The 1,283-nt window shown below is 35.4% G+C and carries 3 protein-coding genes and 1 pseudogene; 1 reads left to right on the top strand and 3 read right to left on the bottom strand.

Annotation, left to right across the window (positions count from 1 at the left end; translation table 11 throughout):
• Window positions 1-96: 96 nt before the first annotated feature.
• Window positions 97-336 (bottom strand): RNA-binding protein KphA, encoded by a 240-nt coding sequence (gene kphA, locus HT715_RS11345; protein WP_000379620.1) that lies wholly within the window; start codon window positions 334-336, stop codon window positions 97-99.
• Between the two features lie 19 nt (window positions 337-355).
• Entirely contained in the window at window positions 356-628 is a 273-nt protein-coding gene (gene rpsP / locus HT715_RS11350) for a 30S ribosomal protein S16 (protein WP_000268760.1), read from the bottom strand.
• Window positions 629-805: 177 nt separating this feature from the next.
• Between rpsP and HT715_RS11355 the strand changes: the two genes are divergently transcribed.
• A complete protein-coding gene (locus tag HT715_RS11355) occupies window positions 806-1,006 on the top strand; it encodes a hypothetical protein (protein ID WP_001084631.1) in 201 nt (66 codons plus the stop codon).
• Between the two features lie 82 nt (window positions 1,007-1,088).
• Here HT715_RS11355 and HT715_RS11360 read toward each other — a convergent pair.
• Window positions 1,089-1,283 (bottom strand): annotated as a pseudogene (locus HT715_RS11360) (hypothetical protein); the annotation flags it as partial.

A 1,283-nucleotide genomic window follows, 5' to 3' on the forward strand; every position in this document is an offset into this window, starting at 1 on the left:
ATTTTCATTGAGTATAACTAGTCTTGTAATTGTCTAAACGTTAAATATTTCATCTTCTATTCCTCGCAAAAAAGCGAGACATTTGTCCCGCTCTTCTTATTTTTCGTCAATAACGATTCTTACTTTTTTGTCTTCAGTTGGGACAGAGTAGACAATCGTTCTTATCGCAGAAATAGTGCGACCCTTACGACCGATTACACGACCCACATCGCTTTGATCAAGATTCAAATGATATTCCAAAAATTCTGGTGTATCTTCAATCTTGATAGTTAAGGCATCTGGTTGTGAAATCAAGGGTTTCACAATCGCAATAATGAGATTTTCAATCGTATCCATCTATCAACCTACTTTAAACTTATTTTGAGAATTTAGAATCGTGGAATTTTTTCAATACGCCTTCTTTTGAAAGGATGTTGCGAACTGTATCTGAAGGTTGAGCTCCATCAGCCAACCATGCAAGAACGCGGTCTTCTTTCAAAGTTACTTGGTTTTCAGCAACAAGTGGATTGTAAGTTCCAACTGTTTCGATGAAACGTCCGTCACGTGGTGAACGTGAATCTGCTACGTTGATACGGTAGAAAGGTTTTTTCTTAGAACCCATACGAGTCAAACGGATTTTAACTGCCATTTTTAAAGTCTCTTTTCTTATTTTTTATTTCGGTGAAATAGCTGAGCTATTTAGCACATGTTCTATTATAGCAGATTTCTAACAGGTGTCAAGAAAAAAACTTGACAGACTATAAAATTTTTAAACCATTTAGAAATTTGTTAGAAGTAGGAAATAAATGTTTGAAAGAGGCTATCCGTGAATAGTATTTTAGAAATATTTTATAAAGAACACCAAGTCAAACCCTTCATCTCTCCTGAACGTGATTTGGATGCTTGGCTCCTAAATCCTAAGCCCGTTCCCAAACGAAATATGGACTTATTGGCAGATGATTCGCTGGCAGGTGATATCATTCTACTATGGAGAATACAGTTTGGAACTTTTACCACCGAAACATGATTTTAAAAACTCCCATTCGAATATGATTCAAAATTCGCTTAAAATCAATGTTTTCCCACTTTTTCAGAAAACAAATTTTTATCTAATTTAAATAACTTTCAATTAAATGGTATGAATTTTGCTTAAAATCATCAAAAAACACCCCATGGTGTGAACCATAATACTCTTTGAAAATCTCTTCAAACCACGTCAACGTCGTCTTGCCGTAGGTATGGTTACTTACTTCGTCAGTCTTATCTACAACCTCAAAGCAGTTCTTTGAACAACCTGCGGCTAG

It is taken from the genome of Streptococcus sp. 4155 (genome assembly GCF_013276695.1).
GTDB lineage: Bacteria > Bacillota > Bacilli > Lactobacillales > Streptococcaceae > Streptococcus > Streptococcus pseudopneumoniae.